This window comes from Pseudomonas sp. Irchel s3h14, from assembly GCF_900187425.1.
Lineage (GTDB): Bacteria > Pseudomonadota > Gammaproteobacteria > Pseudomonadales > Pseudomonadaceae > Aquipseudomonas.
In genome coordinates, this window is the sequence record NZ_FYDJ01000026.1 from 42,215 (window position 1) to 59,398 (window position 17,184).

The 17,184-nt window shown below is 60.9% G+C and carries 17 protein-coding genes; 11 read left to right on the plus strand and 6 right to left on the minus strand.

Features of this window, described 5'->3' with window-relative positions; translation table 11 throughout:
* Positions 1-75: 75 nt before the first annotated feature.
* From CKW16_RS28590 to CKW16_RS28605, 4 genes are all read left to right on the plus strand, one after another.
* The gene (locus CKW16_RS28590) at positions 76-1,104 is read left to right on the plus strand and encodes a proline racemase family protein (protein ID WP_076030925.1); all 1,029 of its coding nucleotides are present in this window, start codon (positions 76-78) and stop codon (positions 1,102-1,104) included.
* Positions 1,105-1,242: 138 nt separating this feature from the next.
* The gene (locus tag CKW16_RS28595) at positions 1,243-2,160 is read left to right on the plus strand and encodes a dihydrodipicolinate synthase family protein (protein ID WP_095132639.1); all 918 of its coding nucleotides are present in this window, start codon (positions 1,243-1,245) and stop codon (positions 2,158-2,160) included.
* Between the two features lie 73 nt (positions 2,161-2,233).
* Positions 2,234-3,631, plus strand: a complete 1,398-nt coding sequence (abaF, locus tag CKW16_RS28600) for a fosfomycin efflux MFS transporter AbaF (RefSeq protein ID WP_095132641.1) — start codon at positions 2,234-2,236, stop codon at positions 3,629-3,631.
* 205 nt (positions 3,632-3,836) lie between these two features.
* Positions 3,837-5,417 (plus strand): aldehyde dehydrogenase (NADP(+)), encoded by a 1,581-nt coding sequence (locus CKW16_RS28605; protein ID WP_095132643.1) that lies wholly within the window; start codon positions 3,837-3,839, stop codon positions 5,415-5,417.
* 138 nt (positions 5,418-5,555) lie between these two features.
* Here CKW16_RS28605 and CKW16_RS28610 read toward each other — a convergent pair whose 3' ends face one another.
* Positions 5,556-6,563 carry an Ldh family oxidoreductase gene (locus CKW16_RS28610; RefSeq protein ID WP_095132645.1) on the minus strand — a complete coding sequence of 336 codons (1,008 nt, stop codon included), beginning with the start codon at positions 6,561-6,563 and terminating at the stop codon, positions 5,556-5,558.
* 237 nt (positions 6,564-6,800) lie between these two features.
* Here CKW16_RS28610 and CKW16_RS28615 point away from each other — a divergent pair, with 237 nt between their 5' ends.
* The 4 genes from CKW16_RS28615 to CKW16_RS28630 all read left to right on the plus strand — a co-directional run bounded on the left by CKW16_RS28615 (position 6,801) and on the right by CKW16_RS28630 (position 8,906).
* The gene (locus tag CKW16_RS28615) at positions 6,801-7,241 is read left to right on the plus strand and encodes an Ohr family peroxiredoxin (protein ID WP_095132647.1); all 441 of its coding nucleotides are present in this window, start codon (positions 6,801-6,803) and stop codon (positions 7,239-7,241) included.
* A 76-nt stretch (positions 7,242-7,317) separates the two neighbouring features.
* Positions 7,318-7,761: an Ohr family peroxiredoxin gene (locus CKW16_RS28620; protein WP_095132649.1), complete on the plus strand. Its 444-nt coding sequence runs from the start codon at positions 7,318-7,320 to the stop codon at positions 7,759-7,761.
* Between the two features lie 109 nt (positions 7,762-7,870).
* The gene (locus CKW16_RS28625; RefSeq protein ID WP_095132651.1) at positions 7,871-8,311 is read left to right on the plus strand and encodes an Ohr family peroxiredoxin; all 441 of its coding nucleotides are present in this window, start codon (positions 7,871-7,873) and stop codon (positions 8,309-8,311) included.
* Between the two features lie 133 nt (positions 8,312-8,444).
* Positions 8,445-8,906, plus strand: coding sequence for a MarR family winged helix-turn-helix transcriptional regulator (locus tag CKW16_RS28630; RefSeq protein ID WP_095132653.1), 462 nt, complete (start codon positions 8,445-8,447; stop codon positions 8,904-8,906).
* Positions 8,907-8,943: 37 nt separating this feature from the next.
* Here CKW16_RS28630 and CKW16_RS28635 read toward each other — a convergent pair whose 3' ends face one another.
* Positions 8,944-9,828, minus strand: coding sequence for a LysR family transcriptional regulator (locus CKW16_RS28635; protein WP_046046804.1), 885 nt, complete (start codon positions 9,826-9,828; stop codon positions 8,944-8,946).
* A 100-nt stretch (positions 9,829-9,928) separates the two neighbouring features.
* Between CKW16_RS28635 and CKW16_RS28640 the strand changes: the two genes are divergently transcribed.
* The gene (locus CKW16_RS28640) at positions 9,929-11,320 is read left to right on the plus strand and encodes an aldehyde dehydrogenase family protein (protein ID WP_095132656.1); all 1,392 of its coding nucleotides are present in this window, start codon (positions 9,929-9,931) and stop codon (positions 11,318-11,320) included.
* Between the two features lie 44 nt (positions 11,321-11,364).
* Here CKW16_RS28640 and CKW16_RS28645 read toward each other — a convergent pair whose 3' ends face one another.
* Positions 11,365-11,736, minus strand: a complete 372-nt coding sequence (locus CKW16_RS28645; protein ID WP_056745311.1) for a nuclear transport factor 2 family protein — start codon at positions 11,734-11,736, stop codon at positions 11,365-11,367.
* A gap of 147 nt (positions 11,737-11,883) precedes the next feature.
* Between CKW16_RS28645 and CKW16_RS28650 the strand changes: the two genes are divergently transcribed.
* Positions 11,884-12,564 carry a glutathione S-transferase family protein gene (locus tag CKW16_RS28650; RefSeq protein WP_095132658.1) on the plus strand — a complete coding sequence of 227 codons (681 nt, stop codon included), beginning with the start codon at positions 11,884-11,886 and terminating at the stop codon, positions 12,562-12,564.
* A gap of 18 nt (positions 12,565-12,582) precedes the next feature.
* Here CKW16_RS28650 and CKW16_RS28655 read toward each other — a convergent pair whose 3' ends face one another.
* Positions 12,583-13,527 carry an aldo/keto reductase gene (locus tag CKW16_RS28655; protein WP_095132660.1) on the minus strand — a complete coding sequence of 315 codons (945 nt, stop codon included), beginning with the start codon at positions 13,525-13,527 and terminating at the stop codon, positions 12,583-12,585.
* A 412-nt stretch (positions 13,528-13,939) separates the two neighbouring features.
* Between CKW16_RS28655 and CKW16_RS28660 the strand changes: the two genes are divergently transcribed.
* Positions 13,940-14,728 carry an alpha/beta hydrolase gene (locus CKW16_RS28660; RefSeq protein ID WP_095132662.1) on the plus strand — a complete coding sequence of 263 codons (789 nt, stop codon included), beginning with the start codon at positions 13,940-13,942 and terminating at the stop codon, positions 14,726-14,728.
* A 14-nt stretch (positions 14,729-14,742) separates the two neighbouring features.
* Here CKW16_RS28660 and CKW16_RS28665 read toward each other — a convergent pair whose 3' ends face one another.
* The gene (locus CKW16_RS28665; RefSeq protein ID WP_095132664.1) at positions 14,743-16,014 is read right to left on the minus strand and encodes an epoxide hydrolase family protein; all 1,272 of its coding nucleotides are present in this window, start codon (positions 16,012-16,014) and stop codon (positions 14,743-14,745) included.
* Positions 16,015-16,253: 239 nt separating this feature from the next.
* The gene (locus CKW16_RS28670) at positions 16,254-16,649 is read right to left on the minus strand and encodes an EF-hand domain-containing protein (protein WP_095132666.1); all 396 of its coding nucleotides are present in this window, start codon (positions 16,647-16,649) and stop codon (positions 16,254-16,256) included.
* Between the last annotated feature and the right edge of the window lie 535 nt (positions 16,650-17,184).

Consider the following 17,184-nt stretch of genomic DNA (forward strand, 5'->3'; position numbering starts at 1 on the left):
TATGTATAGCCCCAAACCCTGTGGGAGCGGGCTTGCTCGCGAAAGGGCCCTAACAGACAAAACAAGGAGCAGACAATGCGTTCATCGAAAGTGATTCATGTAGTCAGCTGCCACGCCGAAGGCGAAGTCGGCGACGTGATCGTCGGCGGCGTCGCGCCACCGCCCGGGGCCACCGTGTGGGAACAGTCGCGCTGGATTGCCAAGGATCAGACCCTGCGCAACTTCGTGCTCAACGAGCCGCGTGGCGGTGTGTTCCGCCACGTCAACCTGCTGGTGCCGGCCAAGGATCCTCGGGCGCAGATGGCCTGGATCATCATGGAACCGGCCGACACGCCGCCGATGTCCGGCTCCAACTCGCTGTGCGTGGCCACCGTGTTGCTCGACAGCGGCATCCTGCCGATGACAGAACCGCAAACCCGACTGGTGCTCGAAGCGCCGGGCGGACTGATCGAAGCGGTGGCCGACTGCCGTGACGGCAAAGTCGAACGGGTGGAAATCAAGAACGTGCCCTCCTTCGCTGACCGCCTCGACGCCTGGATCGAAGTCGAAGGCGTCGGCTCGTTGCAGGTCGACACCGCGTACGGCGGCGACAGTTTTGTGATTGCCGACGCCAAGCGCCTGGGCTTTTCCATTCGTCCTGATGAAGCGGCCGAACTGGTCGAGGTCGGGCTGAAAATCACCCGCGCGGCCAATGAACAACTGGGCTTTGTCCATCCGCTGAACCCTGAGTGGTCGCACATTTCCTTCTGCCAGATCGCTGCTCCCCTCGTCTATGAAAACGGCATTGCCACCGGCGCCAACGCGGTGGTGATTCAACCCGGCAAGATCGACCGCTCACCGACCGGCACCGGCTGCTCGGCACGCATGGCGGTGCTGCAGGCCAAGGGCTTGATGCAGGTCGGCGAGCGTTTTATCGGCCGCTCGATCATCGGTTCCGAGTTCCACTGCCGCATCGATTCGCTGACGGAAGTGGCTGGACGCCCGGCGATTTACCCGTGCATTTCCGGCCGGGCCTGGATCACCGGCACCCACCAGTTGCTGCTTGATCCGAGCGATCCGTGGCCACAAGGCTATCGACTGTCTGACACCTGGCCTGGGGCCTGAACACAGCCTTACAAACCCTCACCAAAAAACTCTGACAAACGGCTAGCAAAAAACCCCTCGTAACTGAAAAAAGCACTGGCCGAGTTTTTTCACATACAATATCGTATACGAAATACAATAAATGAACCGGAGGCAACAATGAGCAAGCGCATTAACTGGAGTGGCGTCTTCCCCGCGGTGACCACTCAATTCAACGACGACTTCACCATCAACCTGGAAAAAACCCACCAGGTGATTTCCAACGTGATCCGTGACGGCGTGTCGGGCCTGGTGGTGTGCGGTTCGGTGGGGGAAAACACCTCATTGACCGCCGAAGAAAAAATCGCCGTGACTGAAGTCGCGGTCGACGCTTCCCGCGGCCGCGTGCCGGTGATCTGCGGCGTGGCCGAATTCACCAGCGTGCAAGCGGCCAAGGTCGCCAACGCCGTGCGCCGCGTCGGTGTTGACGGGGTCATGCTGATGCCGGCGCTGGTCTACGGTTCCAAACCGTTCGAGACCGCCGAGCACTACCGCTACGTGGCGAAGAATGCCGACGTGCCGCTGATGGTTTACAACAACCCGCCGATCTACAAAAACGACGTGACCCCGGACATCCTGATTTCCCTGGCCGACTGCGACAACGTGGTGTGCTTCAAGGATTCCTCCGGCGACACCCGTCGTTTCATCGACGTGCGCAATGAAGTGGGCGACCGTTTTGTGCTGTTCGCCGGCCTTGATGACGTGGTGCTGGAAAGCATCGCGGTGGGCGCCGAAGGCTGGGTCTCGGGCATGTCCAACGTGTTCCCGAAAGAAGGCGAAACCATCTTCCGCCTGGCCAAGGCCGGTCGCTTCGCCGAAGCCATGCCGATCTACGAATGGCTGATGCCAATCCTGCACCTCGACGCCCGTGCCGACCTGGTGCAGTGCATCAAGCTGTGCGAAGCCATCGCCGGTCGCGGCAGCGCCCTGACCCGTCCGCCACGCCTGGCGCTGCCGGAAGTCGATCGGGTTTTCGTCGAGCAGATCATGGCCAAGGCCCTGGCCAACCGTCCGGAACTGCCGGACGTCGGTCTCTGAGTGATTGCCGGGCGGGTCCCTTGCGGACCCGGCCCGGCTGCCTGTTTTTTGCGCCTCTACAGGAAACGTCAGTATGCCCAATCCTCACAGCACCGCCCGCGCAACTTCACCTTCGGGACTCAAACGTGTCGTGGGCGCCGCCATGGCCGGCACCGTCGCCGAATGGTATGAATTCTTCCTCTATGGCACCGCCTCGGCACTGGTCTTCGGACAGCTGTTCTTTCGCCAGACCGACAGCCCGATCGATGGCATTCTCGCCGCCTTCGCCCTGTATGCCGTCGGCTTCCTCGCCCGCCCATTGGGTGGTTTGGTGTTCGGTCACTACGGTGACAAGTTCGGCCGCAAACGCCTGCTGCAATTGAGCCTGGTGGTGGTCGGTATCACCACGTTCCTGATGGGTTGCCTGCCCGGTTTCGACCAGATCGGCTACGCCGCGCCCGTGTTACTGGTGCTGCTGCGGCTGATCCAGGGTTTCGCCTTCGGTGGTGAATGGGGTGGTGCGATTCTGCTGGTGTCCGAACACTGCCCGGACAATCGCCGAGGCTTCTGGGCCAGCTGGCCGCAAGCCGGCGTGCCGGCCGGCAACCTGGTGGCGACTGTCGCGTTGCTGCTGTTGTCATCGAACCTGTCGGAGGAGCAATTCCTCGCGTGGGGCTGGCGTGTAGCATTCTGGTTCTCGGCGGTGGTGGTGCTGATCGGCTACTGGATTCGCACCAGCGTCGATGACGCGCCGATCTTCAAGGAAGCCCAGGCCCGTCAGGCGCAAAACAAGCAACAACAGTTGGGCGTGGTCGAAGTGTTGCGTCATCACTGGCGTGCGGTGCTGGTCGGTATCGGTGCGCGGTTTGCCGAGAACATTCTCTACTACACCGTCGTGACCTTCTCGATTACCTACCTGAAACTGGTGGTGCACAAGGACACCTCAGAGATTCTGTTTCTGATGTTCGGCGCGCACCTGCTGCATTTCTTCATGATCCCGCTGATGGGTTATCTGTCCGACCTGGTCGGGCGCAAACCGGTGTACCTGACGGGTGCGATCCTTACCGCGTTCTGGGGCTTCATCGGCTTCCCGATGATGGACACCGGCAACAACTGGCTGATCATCGGGGCGATCACCCTGGGCCTGGCGATCGAGTCAATGACCTACGCGCCCTACTCAGCGCTGATGGCCGAAATGTTCCCGACCCACGTGCGCTACACCGCGTTGTCCCTGTGCTATCAGGTGGCTCCGATCTTCGCCGGCTCGTTGGCGCCGCTGATTGCCCTCACGCTGCTCAACAAGTACCACAGCTCGACACCGATCGCCTGGTACCTGGTCTGTGCCGCACTGATCTCCATTGTCGCCGTCGGTTTGACTCGGGAAACCCGTGGCAAGTCGCTGCACCTGGTGGATAGCGAATCCGCTGCGCGGATCGCAGCTCTGGATACCGCCGAAACCGCCAGCGCACGTCGGGGTGATTCTCTGGCTTGACCTCAATACGCAACCTGTAGCAGCTGCCGCAGGCTGCGTTCGAGCGCGTAGCGGTCGTCAATACGGGCGATACGGTGTGACTGAGACACCGCGTTGCATGGTTTTACGACGGCTTCGCCGCCGAACGCAGCCTGCGGCAGCTGCTACAGGTCATGCGCTGCGGTCTGCCAACGTACTTGGCCTCACATTTCGACAGGAGTTTTTCATGCCCCACATCATCGGCCACAACTACATCGGCGGTGCGCGCAGTGCCGCCGGCAACATCACCGTGCAAAGCCATGACGCGAGCACCGGTGAAGCACTGCCCTACTCGTTCACGCAAGCCACCATTCAGGAAGTCGACGCCGCCGCCCAGGCAGCGGCTGCCGCCTACCCAGCCTTTCGCAATTTGCCGGCGAGCCGGCGCGCGGAGTTTCTAGAGGCCATCGCCGCGCAACTGGATGCGCTGGACGATGAGTTCATTGCCCTGGTCACCCGCGAGACGGCGCTGCCGACCGGACGTATACAGGGTGAGCGCGGCCGTACCAGCGGTCAGATGCGCCTGTTCGCTCAGGTACTGCGCCGTGGCGATTTCTATGGCGCTCGCATCGACCGCGCCTTGCCTGAGCGTCAGCCACTGCCACGGGTGGATTTGCGCCAGTACCGAATCGGCGTCGGCCCGGTCGCGGTGTTTGGCGCGAGCAATTTCCCGCTGGCGTTCTCCACCGCCGGTGGCGACACCGCTGCCGCCCTGGCCGCCGGTTGCCCAGTGGTGTTCAAGGCCCACAGCGGGCATATGGCGACTGCCGAGCTCGCGGCCGATGCAATCATCCGCGCCGCCGAGCAAACCGGAATGCCCAAAGGCGTGTTCAACATGATCTACGGCGCGGGTGTCGGCGAAGCACTGGTCAAACATCCGGCGATCCAGGCGGTCGGCTTCACCGGTTCGCTCAAGGGTGGTCGCGCCCTCTGCGACATGGCCGCCGCACGGCCTCAGCCGATTCCGGTGTTCGCCGAAATGAGCAGCATCAATCCGGTGCTGGTACTGCCCGAAGCCCTGCAACTGAGGGGCGAGAAAATCGCCAGCGAACTCGCTGCGTCAGTGGTGCTCGGCTGCGGCCAGTTCTGCACCAACCCCGGATTGGTGATCGGCATTCGCTCCCCCGAGTTCAGCGCATTTGTTGAATCGCTCAGTGCGATCATGGCCGACCAGCCGGGGCAAACCATGCTCAACGCCGGCACGTTAACCAGCTACGCCAACGGCGTACAGGCGCTGCACGCGCATCCGCACATCAGCCACCTGGCTGGCCGCGAACAACAGGGCAAGCAGGCCCAGCCGCAGCTGTTCAAGGCCGACGTCAGCCTGCTGATCAACGGCGACCCGCTGTTGCAGGAAGAGGTTTTCGGGCCGACTACCGTGCTGGTGGAAGTAGCCGACAAGACCGAACTGCAACGGGCATTGCACAGCTTGCGCGGTCAACTCACGGCCACCCTGATTGCCGAGGCCGGGGACCTGAAAACCCATGACGAGCTGCTGCCGCTGCTCGAACAAAAAGTCGGCCGGGTGCTGTTCAACGGCTACCCGACCGGCGTCGAAGTCTGCGATGCGATGGTGCATGGCGGTCCCTACCCAGCCACCTCCGATGCCCGTGGCACCTCGGTCGGTAGCCTGGCCATCGAGCGTTTCCTGCGCCCGGTGTGCTTCCAGAACTGCCCGGATGCGCTCCTGCCCGAGGCGCTTAAAAACGCCAATCCGCTGGGCATCGCCCGTCTGGTCGATGGCAACAGCCACCGACAACCGCTGTAAAAAACACTCAAATGTGCAGCGACCTCCTGTGGGAGCGGGCTTGCTCGCGAAAGCGGTGTAACAGTCGACAGAAATGTTGAATGTTATGGCCCCTTCGCGAGCAAGCCCGCTCCCACAGGGTTGGGCGCCCCTGCTTCTTCAGCCCAGCAGCGCCTTCAAGTCGTTGTACAAGGCTTCGGGAATCTGCACGCCCTCCACCAAACTGCGCGCTCGCGCCTCGTAACGCCGTTGCGACGGCAAGCGTGCGCCCTGCCCTTGTATGCTCTGGAACATGACTTCGGCACGGGCCAGGTGCTGCTCGGTGGCCTCACCGAGGAAGCGCTGCGGATCGAGGGCGATGATCAGCTCGCCGTGGTACGGCGATGACTTGCTGCCCGCGTCGTACGCCAGCGATTCCGCACTGGTCAGGTCACCAATCAACGGCCCGGCGATCAACTCCACCATGGCGGCCAGCGCCGAGCCCTTGTGCCCACCGAACGTCAGCATCGCGCCGGTATCGAGTACCACGTTCGCATCAGTACTCGGCTGCCCGTCTGCATCGACGCCCCAGCCTTCGGGAATCGCTTTGCCGGCACGTCGATGCAACTCGATCTCGCCACGGGCAATCGCACTGGTGGCGAAGTCGAACACAAACGGATCCTTGCCCGAACGCGGCCAGCCAAACGCAATGGGATTGGTGCCGAACACCGGTTGACTGCCTCCCGCTGGTGCGACCCAGGCATGGCTGGGATTACACGCCAGCGCCACCAGGCCGGCAGCGGTCAGTTGCTCGATCTCGACCCATAGGGCGGAAAAATGCACACAGCGATTGATCGCCAGCGCCGCAATCCCGTTTGCCCGGGTTTTCTCCTCCAGTAATGGCAGACCCGCCTGAAACGCCAACTGGGAAAAACCACCCGCCGCATCGACCCGCACGATCGAAGGGGCCTGGTCGATCACCCGTGGCTCGGCATCGGCCACCACCTTGCCGGCCCTGAGCGAATTTACGCAGCCCAATACCCGATACAAACCGTGGGAGGCGCAGCCATCGCGCTCGCCGGCAATCACCGTGGCGGCCACCGCCTGAGCGTGGGCAAGGTTGAAACCGTTGTGCAGCAAGATCGATTCGGCCAGCTCGCGAGCTTCGGCCAGGGACAGTCGTTTCATCATCAACTCCTTGGACAGACCGCCCAGACTGGCCCATTCCCAAAGCCACGGCTTGATCGCTTTAGACCCGGTCGACGACGAATTCGGCATATCCCGGTAACCCGGCCATTCGTCGGCTGGTCAGCACACCACCCCTTGACACCGATTGAGTTCTGCGCGAGTATTATTTCAATCGCATACGATACAAACGTATACGACATATAAACACCACCTATTGAAACGTTGAGGATTCATTCCATGAGCAAGATCGAAAAAGTACTGGTTACCGGCAAAACCCACACCACGTTCAGCGACGCGACCCGTGCCCACGGCAACCTCGACATCGAGCTGTCGTCGCCAGGAAACGCCAAACCGGCCCACGTGTTCGCAGCCACCCAACCGCACCCGACGGCCGAGCAACTGTTCGCCGGTGCGTGGTCGGCCTGCTACATCTCCGCCATCGAACACGTGGCCAAAGCGAAGAACGTGGCGCTGCCGGCCGATGTGTCCGTCGACATCGAGGTCGATCTGGGCCAGACCGGTCAGGCTTATTTCCTTCAGGCTCGATTCTTTGTCCGCTTGCCGGGCGTGGCACACGACGTCGCAACCGCACTGGCGCACGCCGCACACGAACTCTGCCCGTACTCGAAAGCGACGCTGGGCAACATTGACGTGGCAGTGAACATCCTGACGGCGTGAAGATCGCTTTAATCCACTGAATATGTCGCATGCGATATAAGCGCATACGAAAACAATAGAAACTCAGGAAATCATCATGAGCAAGATCGAAAAAGTACTGGCCACCGGCAAAACCCACACCACCGTCAGCAACACCTCGCGCGGCCATGACGGCAGCCTCGACATCACCCTGTCGACGCCTGGCAACGCCAAGCCAGCCCACGTGTTCGCCGCCACCCAGCCGCACCCGACCGCCGAGCAACTGTTCGCCGGCGCATGGTCGGCCTGCTACACCGCCGCCGTCGGGCTGGTGGCCGACGAGATGAACGTGGTACTGCCGTCGGATCTGTCCGTCGACATCGAAGTCGATCTGGGTCAGACCGGTCCGGCTTACTTCCTTCAGGCTCGATTGACCCTGCGTGTACCGGGTTTGTCGAACGATGTTGCGACGACACTGGCGCACACCGCCGATCAAATCTGCCCGTACTCGAAAGCGACGCGGGGTAACATTGACGTGGCCCTGAACGTCCTCACGGCTTGACGCACCGCGCGGCGTTGCTGTCGATCGGCATTGTCGATACACCATATATATCGCATGCGCTTTAAGCGCATACGAATCACAAACCCAACAAAACGTTGAGGACTCAACCATGAACAAGATCGAAAAAGTCCTGGCCACAGGCAAAACCCACACGACGTTCAGCGACGGTGACAACTCTTCCCGCGGCCTCGCCATCGAGCTCTCGTCGCCTGGAAACCCTAGACTGGCACACGAGTTCGCAGCCATTGTGCCGCACCCAACGGCAGAGCAGTTTTTCGCCGGCGCATGGTCGGCCTGCTACACCGCTGCCGTCGAGCTGGCGGCGAAAAATATGAAGGTGACGTTGCCGCCCAATCTGGCCATTGATATTGAGGTCGATCTGGGCCAGACCGGTCCGGCCTACTTCCTCCAGGCCCGTCTGACTCTTCGCGTGCCAGGCTTGACGCAAGACCTCGCGACGGAGCTGGCGCACGCCGCAGACCAAATCTGTCCGTACTCGAAAGCAACGCGAGGCAATATCGACGTGGTCATCAACGCCCTGACAGCGTGATGCACCGTACGACCGGTTCGACTTTCGCCGTCGAACCGGTCGCCACTGTCAGTTAGAGTCGTTCCGACACAATCGCATACGGGGTATATTTCGCTTTTTGCGAGCCATCCGTCTTTGGCCAACGAGGATGCACATGAAACCCACCGACAACGCCGTCCCCGACAACCTGAAGCTCTCCGAATTCCTGTGTTTTGCGGTCTATTCCACGAACCTGGCCTTCGGCAAGGCTTACAAGCCGATACTTGAGCAGCTTGGGCTGACCTATACGCAATACATCACCATCGTCGCGCTGTGGGAGGAAGACAATCAGACCGTCGGCAGCCTGGGCGAGAAGCTGTTTCTGGAGTCGAACACTTTGACCCCGATCCTGAAGAAACTGGAAGCGATGGGCTTTTTGCAAAGGCAACGCGATCCCGAAGACGAGCGCCAAGTGCGGATCAGCCTGACGAAGAACGGTCGACAGCTGCGCGAAAGCCAACCGGAAATGGGCCTCGCCGACGCAACGGGCCTGACGCTCGACGAGTTCTCGATCCTGCAAAAAGCGGTCGTGAAGCTGCGCAACAATCTGATCAAGTCGACGAAAGCCGGGGAATGAGCCGGCACACCGATCTGGACATTCTCAAACGCGCGAACTAGCGCACCGCCTCATCCCGCACCACCCCGCGCTCCTCGAGCAAGCGCACAAACATGGTCAGACTTTGCGACACCGTCCCCCGGCGCCACACCAGCCAGGTGCGCAAATAGCGGAACGATTCCGATAGCGGCCAGACGCTCACCGTGGTGCATCCGGGCATGCTGTTGAGCATGCTGCGGGGCATCAGCGCCAGGCCTGCACCGGCGCTGACGCACGCCAGCATGCCGTGATAGGACTCCATTTCGAAAATCTTGCCGGGCACCGCCGCGTCCTTGGCGAACCAGCTTTCGAAGTGGTGTCGGTAGGAACAATTGGAGCGGAAGGCATAGATGTTTTCGCCATTAACATCCCGCGCGCGATGAATGGGGGAATGGTTGAGCGGTGCGATCACCACCATTTCTTCCTCAAACGCCGGCACGCCTTCCAGTGCCGGGTGCAGCACCGGTCCATCGACAAACGCTGCCGCCAGTCGCCCCGACAACACCCCGTCGATCATGGTCCCCGAAGGTCCGGTGGACAGGTCCAGCTCGACCTTGGCGTGCTTCTGGTTATACGCCGCCAACAGCTCAGGGATGCGCACCGCCGCAGTGCTCTCCAGTGACCCAAGGGGAAACGATCCCTGCGGTTCTTCGCCCGCCACCGTCGCGCGAGCCTCCTGGACCAGATCGAGAATGCGCCGGGCATAGTCGAGGAAACTCCAGCCGGCCGGCGACAGACGTAGACGGCTCTTCTCGCGGATAAACAGGTCCACGCCCAGATCCAGCTCCAGCTGCTTGATCCGCGTCGTCAGGTTCGACGGCACCCGGTGGATGTGCTGAGCCGCCGCGCTGATGCTGCCGTGTTCGGCGACGGCTTTGAAAATTTCCAGCTGAACCAGATCCAAGGCATTCTCCAAACGTGAACGATATGCTCAGTATTATTCAGTTTCCAGAAAACAAACGCCACCGTAACCTGAGCGCATCCCCACCTCGCAGGACGGTGCCATGACTCAAGTTTCCAGCCTCACCCATGCCATTTCGATCAACCCCGCCAACGGCGAGCAGATCGGCCACTACCCTTTCGAATCCGCATCGGCACTGGACGATGCCCTGTCCCGCGCCGCTGCCGGGTTTCGCGCCTGGCGCAGCAAACCGGTTGATCAACGTTCGCAGTTGTTGATCGCCCTGGCTCAGGCATTGCGCGACAACGCCGCAGCGATGGCGAACATGATCACCCTGGAAATGGGCAAGCCGATCACTCAGGCGCGCGGCGAAATCGAAAAGTGCGCGCAACTCTGCGAGTGGTACGCCGAACACGGCCCGGCGATGCTGAGCGCTGAGCCGACGCTGGTTGAAGGTGGAAAAGCGCGCATTGAATATCGCCCGCTCGGCCCGATTCTCGCCGTAATGCCGTGGAACTTCCCGATCTGGCAGGTCCTGCGCGGCGCCGTTCCAGCGTTGATCGCCGGCAACACCTACGTGCTCAAACATGCTCCGAACGTGATGGGCAGCGCCTATCTGTTGCTGGAAGCCTTCAAGCAAGCCGACTTCCCTGAAGGTGTCTTCGAGGTGATCAATGTCACGCCCGACGGCGTCTCAACAGCGATCGCCGATCCTCGCATCGCGGCAGTCACTCTCACTGGCAGCGTGCGAGCCGGCATCGCCATCGGCGCTCAAGCCGGCGCGGCGCTGAAGAAGTGTGTACTGGAACTGGGCGGTTCAGATCCGTTCATCGTGCTCAACGATGCCGACCTCGACGAAGCGGTCAAAGCCGCCGTGATTGGTCGTTACCAAAACACCGGGCAAGTCTGCGCGGCGGCCAAACGCTTGATCGTCGAGCAAGGCATCGTCGAGGAATTCACGCGCAAGTTCGTCGAAGCCACGCAAAAACTGGTGGTCGGCGATCCACTGGCCGCCGACACTTACATCGGTCCGATGGCTCGCTTTGATCTGCGTGATGAACTGGATCAACAGGTGCGCGACACCCTGGAAGAAGGTGCGACGTTGCTGATGGGCGGCAAGAAGGCTGAAGGCGCTGGCAATTTTTATGAGCCCACGGTTTTCGGTGCTGTCACCGATCAGATGACCTCGTTCAAACAGGAGCTGTTTGGCCCGGTGGCCTCGATCATCACTGCACGAGACGCAGCCCATGCACTAGAACTGGCGAATGACAGTGAGTTCGGCCTCGCCTCCACCATTTACACACGCAACGTCGAGCTTGCCGAGCAGATGGCCGATGAACTGGAAACCGGTGGTGTGTTTATCAATGGCTATTGCGCCTCCGACCCACGCGTCACCTTTGGCGGCGTGAAGAAAAGCGGGTTTGGCCGTGAGCTCTCGCATTTCGGCGTGCGTGAATTCTGCAATGCCCAGACGGTGTGGCTGGATCGGCACTGATCGCATAACGATGCCCGGGAGCTTTTGGCTCCCGGGCTCACGCGTTATTCGTTCAGGTAATACAGCTTGTTCACAATCATCCAGCGGTAATTGATGTTCAGTAGCGACAGATAATCGGTAAATCGCATGCCGAGATAATCATCAGTGACTTTTACCGCGGCGGCATCACCCGTGACATCGATGCTGAGCACTTCCCAAAACGGTTTGACCTCTTTGGCTGCCGGCCCCTCAGCCTTGATCGCGCTGATAAATTCCTCCAGGGATGCCCATTCAAGCTTTTCTTCGTAATGGCCAATGATGCGGCAAGAAGGATGAAAGGCCTGTCGCAGCAAGGCTTCATCAGCGAACACCATGCCTTCTACATAATTGCGGACCACCACGTTGATGTGTTCTTTAGCCAGCAGTTGAGTCGTCATGTCATACCTCCAGCGTTCTCACCATTGCACCGCCGGATCAGGTTGATCGATCATCCATCCCACCCTGAAAGTCTAGCACCGCGCGCTTAACCGTCCCGGACGGCGACTATGATGATGGGGGTCACTTGCCTTTCGAGGAGCTGAGAGATGTCGCTGACTCTTTACTACCATCCGCTGTCGTCGTTCTGCCACAAAGTGCTCATCGCGCTCTATGAAAACGCTGTCGAATTCGAGAAGCGGATCATCGATCTTGCCAACGATGCAGACAGAGCAGAGCTGCAAGCGCTGTGGCCGCTCGGCAAATTCCCGGTCATCCGCGACCGCGCTCGCCAGCGCAACGTGGCGGAGACCACGATCATCATCGAATACCTGGACCGATTTTATCCAGGTGCTCATCCGCTCGTTCCCGACGATTGGGATACCGCACTGGAGGTCGGTCTGTGGGACCGTGTGTGCGACCACTATCTACAGACACCGCTGCAACAGATTGTGTTGGATCGCCTGCGCGGCGCTCACGGCGATTTGACCAGAGAACGTTCCACACTGCAGACGGCGTACGGCATGCTCGACCACCAGATGGCGTCCAGAATCTGGTTGGCCAGTGCAGATTTCAGCCTGGCCGATTGCGCCGCGGCCCCGGCACTTTTCTATGCCAGTACGCTCGAGCCGTTCCCCGACGACTTTGTCCACTTGAAAGCCTATTTCGACAGGCTGATGAACAGACCGTCCGTCCAGCGGGTCATTGACGAAGCCAGGCCCTGGTTTTCGTTTTATCCATTTGCAGAGGCCATCCCGGAGCGGTTTCGCCAGCCGTCGGACAACACCTGACAGGCCTGGAACACTCGCCTACCCCACCACGTCAATCAACTGCTCACGCTGCGCTCCCGTCAGCATCGGACCGAAACCTGCACCGGCATTTTCCGCCATGTAACGCGGGTTGCCGGTGCCGGGGATGACGCAGGTCACCGCCGAATGCGTCAGCAGGAACTTGAGCGCCAGTTGCGCCCAGCTATTGACCCTCACATCCGCGGCCCAGCGCGGTAACGGTTTGTCCTTCAAGCGGGCGAGCAAATCACCGCCGCCGAAGGGTCGATTGCAGATCACCGCCACGCCGCGTTCGCGACACAGCGGCAGGATGCGCTTCTCGACGCCGCGATCGTCCAGGGCATAGTTGATCTGCAAAAAGTCCAATGGCTCGGACTTGAGTACCGCTTCCACCTCCTCATACGCCGACGCCGTGTAATGGGTGATGCCGATGTAACGAATGCGCCCTTCTTCCTTCCATTTGCGCAGCGTGGGCAAATGGGTTTTCCAGTCCAGCAGGTTGTGAATCTGCATCAGGTCGATCCGGTCGGTTTGCAGCAGTTTGAAAGACTGCTCCATCTGCGCGATGCCTTCTTCGCGGCCACGGGTCCACACCTTGGTGGCCAGAAAGGCCGGCGAGCGCGGCTCATGAATCGACAGCAGCTCACCGGTCGACTGTTCGGCGCGACCGTACATGGGCGAACTGTCGATCACCTTCCCGCCCTTCTCGAACAACGCGCGCAGCACCGCAGGCAGCTGCTTGTAGGCGGGGCTTGAAGGCTCGACATCAAAACCACGATACGTGCCCAGCCCAACGATCGGTAAGAGTTCGGCGCTGGATGGAATGGCCCGGGTCAGCATGTTCTTGCCTCCTGTTTCGCTCGACGGCGTGGATGCTGCAAAAGCTGGATCGAAGGTGAAAACCGCCGAAGCACCGGCAGCCAGCGTGAGTATTTTTCGACGCGTGTACCCATCAGTGTGGCTCATGGAATTGCCCTTCCACATTTTTGCTGTCAGCCACGGTCCACCGCACTTTTCGCGTCGGACGCACGAGGCTGGCCACATCAGCATAGCTACCGGCGACCATTCGCCCCTCTACAAGCACCGCGATCTGTAGCAGCTGCCGAGCCCGCGAGGCTGCGTTCGGCTGCGAAGCAGTCGTAAAACCTGCGTTTGCGGTCTTCCTGAAACACCGCATCGTCTGATTTCACGACTGCTGCGCAGCCGAACGCAGGCTTCGCCAGCTGCTACAGATCGCGTTACGGCTTAACTGACTGGCATTAGCCGTTGAGCCATTTAACAGCGATGGGCATGGCGGCCCCTCCCGGTGCGTCGCGCTATCGGTCTACTACACTCAGACAGCGATCAAGCGATAGCCGTCTTCAGGCCAGAGCCGTCAATGCCGCCCACTAAAGTTAGCCGAATGCCACGAATCCTGGTGTCAATCGTCGTCATCGTCGCCGTTGTGTATCTGGCGCTGTGCGCCGCGCTGTTCGTGTTCCAGCGCGCCCTCATCTACTTCCCGCAACCCCGCGCTGTCGGTACATCGGCAACATTGATCACGCTGTCGGTCGACGACGCGCAGGTGCTGGTAACCGTCAGACCGCACGAGGGGCGGAACGCGTTGATCTATTTCGGTGGAAATGCCGAGGACGTCTCCCGGAGCCTGCCTTCGTTTTCCGAAGCCTTTGCCGATCACGCCCTCTACTTGCTGCACTACAGAGGCTACGGTGGCAGTTCCGGATCGCCCTCCGAGGAGATGATTTCGCGCGACGCCATGACCTTGTTTGATCTGGTCTACGCCACCCATCCACACATTACGGTGGTCGGTCGCAGCCTGGGCTCGGGCGTCGCCGTGCGCCTCGCCAGCCAACGCCCGGCGGCGCGTCTGGTGCTGATCACGCCCTACAACAGTGTTGCAGAACTCGCCGCCCGGCAGTTCCCCATCTTCCCGGTGAAGTGGTTGCTCAAGGACACCTATGAATCATGGAAGTACGCCGCCCACATCACGGTGCCGACGCTGTTGATCGCGGCCGAGCACGACGAAGTGATACCGCGTTCCAGCACCGAGCGGCTCTACACGCATTTCGCCAACGGGGTAGCGTCGCTGAAGGTCATACCGGGTACGGGGCACAACTCGATATCCGAGAGTCCCGAGTACCTCAAGGTGTTGGGCGATGGTTTGTGAGTGGCGGTGTTCGACTAGCGCAGGGATCGGAACGCCGTGCGAAGCTCCTCGGTAAAAAGCTGCGGCTGTTCCCAGGCCGCGAAGTGGCCGCCCTTGTCGGCCTGGTGGAAGTAGATCAGGTTGCTATAAGCGCGCCGGGCCCATGTTTCTGGCGGGCAGTAGACATCCTCTGGAAACACGGTGACAGCCACCGGCAGCGAAATCTCGGTGGTCTTCTGTGCGGCCGAAGAAAGAGGGCTTCGCCCCATGTTCTCCCAGTAGAGCCTTGCTGCCGAAGCGGCGCTATTCGTCAGCCAGTACAGCGTGATGTCGTCCAGCACTTCATCCTTGGTCGGCGACTGTTGGGGGTCGGTGCCGTATGTCCACCGGGCAAAGCCTGGATGCACGAGCATGAGCGCGGCGAGGAAGGCCGGTGAATCCGTCGCGCCGTAACCGATCATCTGCGGTCGCGCGGCCATCATCGTGCTGTACGCCAGGTTCCCCTGTTTGACGAGCGTGGCGACGGCATCGTAGGTCGCACGCTCCTGTTCGGAAAATCCCGCCGGCGCCGGTCCGCCGACAGCAAGCGCCGCGCTCGCTTCCGCCGGTATCGTGGCGGGCAGGTTAAGGTGAATACCGCGCAACCCGGCTGGCGCCTGGCGCGCCATCGCGCTGGTAATGGGGGCGCCCCAGTCGCCACCCTGGGCGACGTAGTGGGTGTATTCGAGGCGCTGCATCAGCTGCGCCCAGACCCGCGCGATGTGGTCCGGATCCCAACCGATGCCACTCGGCTTGCCGGAGAAGCCGTAGCCAGGAATGGACGGAATCACCACATCGAATGCATCTGCCGCATTGCCCCCGTGCGCAGGCGGATCGGTGAGCGGACCGACGACCTTGATGAACTCAAACACCGAGCCTGGCCAACCGTGGGTCATGATCATCGGCAAAGCGTTCGGGTGGGGGGAGCGCACCCAGATGAAGTGGATCTCGACCCCGTCGAGGGTGGTCACGTACTGCGCCAGATTATTGAGCTGCGCCTCGGCCTTGCGCCAGTCGTAGTCCGTGCCCCAGTAGCGAACCAGCGCCTGCAGTTGTTCCAGTTGTGCGCCCTGTGATCGATCGGAAACCATCTCTTTGTCCGGCCAGCGGGTCGCCGCGATACGGTTGCGCAGATCGACGAGTTCCTTGTCCGCCACATTGACGTGGAAGGGCTGAATGGCCTTGGGATCGGCGGCAGGAGCGTTGCTGGCGAGGGCCGAGACGCAAAGCGCGAGGTTCGCTATAGCGACCGCGAATGTGTGCTTCATCTTCATACCTCAGCTGAGGGATACGATGAGTCCGTCCGTGGTGAGAATGGCGCAGGCGGAGGTCGGGCGGTGCATGGCGCCCTTTACGATCTCGACGTCAGAAGGTTAGTCAATCCCGGACGTTTTCACACAACCTGAAACCGCTCATTCATGCTTGAACGCTGAACGCTTGCCGCGTTCCAGACAGCAAAACGCCCTCCCGGCTGGGCGCAGGGAGGGCGTTCGGTGACGATGTCGACTCAGGCGCTGGCTTTGCTGAGGCGCGTGAACAGTTCCTTGGGCGCTTCCTTGCCATTGGATTCATAGACTTCTTTCATGTATTTGAAGGTTTCGGCCTCGGAAAGGAAACCGTCGTGGTCGGCGTCAATCACCTCGAAATCCGCACCACGGGTCGGGGCCACAGCCAGGAATTCTTTGCGCGAAACCCGGCCGTCGTCATCGGTGTCGGTGCGTGAGAAGGAAGCGTCACCGCACTTGCCTTCGCCGCACTTACCCTCCCCGGCCTTGACTGCGGAAGCCATCTGATAACCCTGGGGCAACGCCTCCACGGCGAAGGCGGAAGAAGCCAGGTTCATGCCCCCGGCCAGGGCGACGGCGATCAGGCCAATGCGGTGCTTGTTCGATTTACGGGACATGGTTCGTTTCCAGATGCTTGGCACGGTCGAGCCGTGCGGGTCATGCCATAACGGCGGAAAGCCCCGGAGAAGGCACTCTGCGAAATGGAGGGTGTTGGCCATTCCACCTCGACAGGGTCAACCTCTTTCGGGCCAGGCCATTTGGCCCGAACGATGTGTCCGCCAAGTATCCGGCGGCAGGGACATTTGTAAGCAAGTCCGCAAAAACGAGGGGTAGATACAGGGCAATACAACATGTCTGCAAATAGGGCTCAGACCATAATGCTGTTCACTTAAGGTTGGGGTACATATCCGTTTCTGCGGTGATGGCGGCCTAGGGTTCCGCCCTTACGGCGGGTCACTTTGGAAAAGAACCCCAAAGTAACCAAAGGGTTCTTGCCCCTTTCGTTCGGTGCCTCGCCTGGGCTCGGCATGCCCTCGCTCCGGTCCTGCTCCGTGGGCCCGCCGCCATCGGCCATCCATGGCCGGGGGCGGCTAACCCGGCATCCATGCCGGGTTGCCCACTGCGCAGAACCTCCACTCGGCCTCTCGAGGG

Excerpts from the sequence above, each read along its gene's own strand:
- CKW16_RS28590 (WP_076030925.1), top strand. The coding sequence starts at position 76 with ATGCGTTCATCGAAAGTGATTCATGTAGTCAGCTGCCACGCCGAAGGC.
- CKW16_RS28595 (WP_095132639.1), top strand. The coding sequence starts at position 1,243 with ATGAGCAAGCGCATTAACTGGAGTGGCGTCTTCCCCGCGGTGACCACT.
- abaF (WP_095132641.1), top strand. The coding sequence starts at position 2,234 with ATGCCCAATCCTCACAGCACCGCCCGCGCAACTTCACCTTCGGGACTC.
- CKW16_RS28605 (WP_095132643.1), top strand. The coding sequence starts at position 3,837 with ATGCCCCACATCATCGGCCACAACTACATCGGCGGTGCGCGCAGTGCC.
- CKW16_RS28610 (WP_095132645.1), bottom strand. The coding sequence starts at position 6,563 with ATGAAACGACTGTCCCTGGCCGAAGCTCGCGAGCTGGCCGAATCGATC.
- CKW16_RS28615 (WP_095132647.1), top strand. The coding sequence starts at position 6,801 with ATGAGCAAGATCGAAAAAGTACTGGTTACCGGCAAAACCCACACCACG.
- CKW16_RS28620 (WP_095132649.1), top strand. The coding sequence starts at position 7,318 with ATGAGCAAGATCGAAAAAGTACTGGCCACCGGCAAAACCCACACCACC.
- CKW16_RS28625 (WP_095132651.1), top strand. The coding sequence starts at position 7,871 with ATGAACAAGATCGAAAAAGTCCTGGCCACAGGCAAAACCCACACGACG.
- CKW16_RS28630 (WP_095132653.1), top strand. The coding sequence starts at position 8,445 with ATGAAACCCACCGACAACGCCGTCCCCGACAACCTGAAGCTCTCCGAA.
- CKW16_RS28640 (WP_095132656.1), top strand. The coding sequence starts at position 9,929 with ATGACTCAAGTTTCCAGCCTCACCCATGCCATTTCGATCAACCCCGCC.
- CKW16_RS28645 (WP_056745311.1), bottom strand. The coding sequence starts at position 11,736 with ATGACGACTCAACTGCTGGCTAAAGAACACATCAACGTGGTGGTCCGC.
- CKW16_RS28650 (WP_095132658.1), top strand. The coding sequence starts at position 11,884 with ATGTCGCTGACTCTTTACTACCATCCGCTGTCGTCGTTCTGCCACAAA.
- CKW16_RS28655 (WP_095132660.1), bottom strand. The coding sequence starts at position 13,527 with ATGAGCCACACTGATGGGTACACGCGTCGAAAAATACTCACGCTGGCT.
- CKW16_RS28660 (WP_095132662.1), top strand. The coding sequence starts at position 13,940 with ATGCCGCCCACTAAAGTTAGCCGAATGCCACGAATCCTGGTGTCAATC.
- CKW16_RS28665 (WP_095132664.1), bottom strand. The coding sequence starts at position 16,014 with ATGAAGCACACATTCGCGGTCGCTATAGCGAACCTCGCGCTTTGCGTC.
- CKW16_RS28670 (WP_095132666.1), bottom strand. The coding sequence starts at position 16,649 with ATGTCCCGTAAATCGAACAAGCACCGCATTGGCCTGATCGCCGTCGCC.